Here is a 4,276-nt window from a genome sequence, read left to right as displayed (position 1 = left end):
GACAATATCCAGCTTGCCATCGCCGTTAATATCCCCAACTCCCGCCGCCTCAAAGTCCGATGCCGCATTGATGACGATCTTCTCAAATTTCAGCTTCGAGGGCTGCGTCGGTGGGACGATAGCCTCATTTTTCTGTTGCGTGCCGGGCACAAGCAAGAGCAAAGCAAGCGAGGCGAGAGCGTAGGTGTTTAGCGTCATAGCGGCTCGATTATACCTGCTTGATGGGCCACTCGGGCAGGTCGGTGCGCTCGGTGCGGAAGAGCTCTTTGGCACGCTGCACCAGCGCTGGCTGAGTCTCGACGAGATTGCGCTCCTCACCGGGATCATTGGCTAAGTCGTAGAGCTCGACAGGAGCATCCAGGCGTTTTTTGCGGATCGCTTTCCAGCGTGCGTCCATCACCACGGCTTGGGAGAAGCCTCCCTCATGGAACTCCCAGTAGAGAGTGGCGTGCTTTTTCTGCGCCCCCAACTTACCACGCAGCGTCGGCAGGAAGCTAAGCCCATCGGTCTTGGGAGGGGGCTTGGTGCCTGCTAGCTCGACAACGGTCGGAAAGAGATCGGCGAAGTAGCTGACGTGGCCACTCTGTGAGCCGGGCGCGATCTGACCGGGCCAGCGTGCTAGTGTCGGGACGCGGATGCCACCGTCGTAGAGATCGCGCTTGAGGCCACGGAACGGCCCGTTGGCGTCAAATAGCTCGGGATCGTTTGCTCCCTCTTTATGATGCCCATTATCGCTGGAGAAGATCACGAGCGTGTTGCTGTCTATTTTGAGCTTCTTGAGCAAGGTAAAGAGCTGCCCCATATCGGCATCGAGGCGGGCAATCGTCGCGGCATGGGCCTTGTCGGGGGCGGGCCAGGGCTTGTCGGCGAAGGCTCCCAGCTCGGGGATCTCCTGACCGTTGCCCGTGCCGCGCGTGGCTTCGTTGTTGGCGTGGGGCGTGATGAGCGACCAGTAGAGGAAGAACGGCTTCTTGTGGTGCGTCTCGACCCACTTCAGGGCTTCGTCGGCCATGAGATCGGGGGCAAAGTCACGTTTTTCCTCGGCCCAGCCCGCGCCGGCCTTCCACTGCGCCTCGGGGCACTCGGGATGCCTGGTGTTACGTAGCGCGACACGCTTCTCATCGCGCCAGAGAAACGGCGGGTAGGGATTGTGGGCGTGGGTCTGGTTGAGGTAGCCGAAGAAGACATCGAAGCCCTTGCGGGTTGGTACTCCCTCATCGCCCTCGTTGGCCAGGCCCCACTTGCCGATCAGTGCGGTGGCGTAGCCTACGGACTTCAGCGCTTCCGCAACCGTCAGGTCACCTTTTCGGAGCATCTGGGCCGTGGGATTGGTGGGGCCTGCGTTGCCCCGGACCCGCGTGTGGCCGGTGTGCAAGCCCGTCATCAAGACCGAGCGCGAGGGCGCACAGACGGGCGCTCCGGCGTAGAATTGTGTCAGCTTCATGCCTTCCGCCGCCATCTTGTCGAGGTGCGGTGTCGGGATGAGCTTTTGGCCAAAGCAGCCTAGCTCACCATAGCCAAGATCGTCGGCGAGGACAAAGATAATATTTGGTTTCATGATGGTGTGAAGAGAGTGTAGCACTCTGCCTGAAGTAGAGGTCCCTCGACTATTGTCTGAAAGTCGCTTCTCCGGGCGACTTCCTGGGCCGGGATGTAGATCTGCGAGTAGTGCTTTGCCGCATCCTCAATCGTGGCTCCGAAGACGACGCGGTCTAGCCTTGCCCAGAGGATACTTCCCAGGCACATCGGGCACGGCTCACAGGTGGAGTAGAGGGTAAAGCCTGCCAGGGAAAAACTCTGCCGCTGCTGGCAGGCAAGACGCACTGCTAGCAGCTCCGCATGGGCGGTGGGATCGTTGTTCGGTCCTACCTGGTTGATTGCCTGAAGCAGCACCTCGCCCGTCGCCGATTCCACAATCCGCGCACCAAAGGGATTCTTATGGGGCAGTGTGAAGGCGATCAGCTCACGGAGGTGTTCTTCGTCGGTTCTCACTTCTCAAAACTCCAGCGCTGCGTCTTGCCTTGGGTCGGCTTTATCTCAATCGAGTCCACTGCGACGGGGTCTTTTTGTGCGGGTAGATACAGCCGTAGGATGCCCAGTGCGCCCTCGGCGGGAAGCATGACGGTGATCTCCTGCCAGTCGCCGCTGGCCTTGAGGGTGAAGGGGACTGACTTTGCCTTGTCTGTGTCTTGTGGCGTGGGAAGCCACTCGGCTTTGCCTGCGCCCCCGGCCATGCTCTTTACCCGCAGCGAGATCACGGTTTGGCCGCCGATTTTACCCGCAGTGAAGCCCAGAAACGGTGTGAGGCCCGTGCCGGTGACTACCAACGCGCCGTCTTTGACGACAGCCTCACAGCCGCGTGCCTTCCAGCCTCCCAGTGGATCAGCACCAGGCGGAGTCGCCGCTTCATGCTTCGTTTTTGCATTGTAGGCCGGATTGGGGAGGGGCACGACCGCTTTGGTGTCCTTGAGAAATCCCTCAATCAGTGCATCGAGCTGCTTGACCCGCTCCGGCTGGCTGGCCGCAAGGTCATTTGCCTCACCAAGATCACTCTTGAGGTCGTAGAGCTGGTAGGCGTGTGCGCCGCCCTCGCCTTGATGGAAGAGGCGGATCAGCTTCCAGTCGCCGGAGTGCACGGTTGCGGCGGGAGGCAGGGTGTCGGGGACCTTGGGGCTGTGCGGGAAAAACGTGAAGATCGGCCTGGGGGCGAGTGCCTTGCCACTCAGGGCACTGGCAATGCTGCGCCCGTCAAATATCTGGTTGCTCTCGGGCTTGAGCTTGAGCAGCTCCAGAACCGTTGGGTAGAAGTCGGTGCTCTGGATTATTGCCTCCTTGTTCTGCGAGCCTGGCTTGGTGACCTTGGGCCAGCTCACGACACACGGGACGCGAATCCCACCCTCGTAGACCGTCGCCTTGCCGCCCCGGAGCGGGGCATTGCTGGTGGGTGTGGTGCCGTCTACGGTGTTGTACATATTGCCGCCATTGTCCGCGAGAAAGACAATCGCCGTTTTATCCGAGATCCCCAAGCGATCCAGTGTGTCGAGGAGCTTGCCGACGCTATCGTCCATGGACTCCACCATCGCGGCGTAGGTCGGGCTGCGCTGTGCGCTTTTCGGGTCTACCAGCCCCTTGTACTTCTCGATCAGCGATTTCTTGGCGTCAAACGGGGCGTGCACGGAGAACTGCCAGTAGTTGAGAAAGAACGGCTTGTCTTTGTTCTTGGTCATCCATGCCACGGCCTCGTCGCCCATGCGATCCTCGATATGCTCATTGGGGGTGCGTGGCGAGAACTTCGGAAACTTCCACGGGGCGACAAAGCTCCCCGCCGGGCCGGGGCCGGGGGTGTGGGGCAGGTCCACGTCAAAGCCCTGCTCCAGCGGCGAGTAGGGCTCCGCGCCCAAGTGCCACTTACCAAAGTGCGCCGTCGCGTACCCCGCCGACTTCAGCGTCTCCGCCAGGGTCACGTAGCTCGTGTTAAGCCGCGTCGCACTCTCGCACTGGAGCGCCTTTGCCGTCGGGGGCGCGTTTTTCTGCACCGACGCGGCAAGTTTTACCTCGGGCAGGTGGCAGTTGGGCGCCGTGATCCCAATGCGCGCCGGGCTCTGACCCGTCAGAATGCTCGCCCGCGTCGGGGAGCACAGCGGGCTCGCCGAGTACGCCCGTGAGAACACCATCCCGCGCTTTGCCAGCCGCATCAAGTTCGGGGTCTTGTAGAGCTTCGTCTTGCCATAGAGCTCCGTGTCGGCCCAGCCGAGGTCATCGGAGAGGATAAAGACGATATTGGGGCGGGGGGGTAAGGTTGGTGGTTGCATTGTTCAGAGATTCGGCATGGCGTCCTGAAAATCCTATTGCCACCCATTAAAAGTAGGCAGCTGCGTTCTTATATACTGGCTTGCTTTGACCCTGCCAAAGATTGTAAAATTTCGCTGGCGTGCCTGTTGTAGCCTTCGTCGTAGAGTGCCTGGAATGCTTTGTCCCCGAACCGTTCACAAAGTAAGGCGAGGTTTTTCTCGCGGGAACTATAGTTATATCCATGGAGATCAAAGCCTTTGCGCTGACACCAAGCGACGGAGGTTCCATAGAGCTGCGTGGAGAGAAAGAAGTTGCCCGCAAGATATTCCAGATGAGCGCACAGTACTAAGTTATAGGCTATCTCGTGGTGGCTTTGATGGGGGGTCTTCAGCAGCTCCACTAGCCGATATGCCTCGTCAAGCTCTCCTTGGAGCCCCTTGATCAAGCTCTTTGCACGAATGCGAGCGCGATGATAGTGGGGGGA

4 protein-coding genes and 1 pseudogene are annotated in these 4,276 nt (G+C 60.1%); all 5 read right to left on the bottom strand.

Translation table 11 applies throughout. The features are described 5' to 3' along the window. Window positions 1-198 (bottom strand): annotated as a pseudogene (locus RMO15_RS21325) (VCBS repeat-containing protein); the annotation flags it as partial. A gap of 10 nt (window positions 199-208) precedes the next feature. Continuing rightward, a complete protein-coding gene (locus RMO15_RS21320; protein ID WP_309716820.1) occupies window positions 209-1,558 on the bottom strand; it encodes an arylsulfatase in 1,350 nt (449 codons plus the stop codon). Further along, window positions 1,555-1,992, bottom strand: a complete 438-nt coding sequence (locus RMO15_RS21315) for a nucleoside deaminase (RefSeq protein ID WP_309716818.1) — start codon at window positions 1,990-1,992, stop codon at window positions 1,555-1,557. The genes RMO15_RS21320 and RMO15_RS21315 overlap by 4 nt, the downstream gene beginning before the upstream one ends. Next, complete coding sequence (locus RMO15_RS21310) at window positions 1,989-3,812, bottom strand: sulfatase (protein WP_309716815.1); 1,824 nt, start codon at window positions 3,810-3,812, stop codon at window positions 1,989-1,991. Before RMO15_RS21310 ends, RMO15_RS21315 begins: the two co-directional genes overlap by 4 nt. A 68-nt stretch (window positions 3,813-3,880) precedes the next feature. Continuing rightward, on the bottom strand, window positions 3,881-4,276 hold a 396-nt coding region (locus tag RMO15_RS21305; RefSeq protein ID WP_309716812.1), incomplete at its 5' end, for a hypothetical protein.

The organism is Armatimonas sp. (assembly GCF_031410135.1).
Lineage (GTDB): Bacteria > Armatimonadota > Armatimonadia > Armatimonadales > Armatimonadaceae > Armatimonas.
This window is presented reverse-complemented; position numbering and strand designations above follow the sequence as displayed.

Coding starts and splice junctions, on each gene's coding strand:
- RMO15_RS21310 (WP_309716815.1), bottom strand. CDS start 3,812: ATGCAACCACCAACCTTACCCCCCCGCCCCAATATCGTCTTTATCCTC.
- RMO15_RS21320 (WP_309716820.1), bottom strand. CDS start 1,558: ATGAAACCAAATATTATCTTTGTCCTCGCCGACGATCTTGGCTATGGT.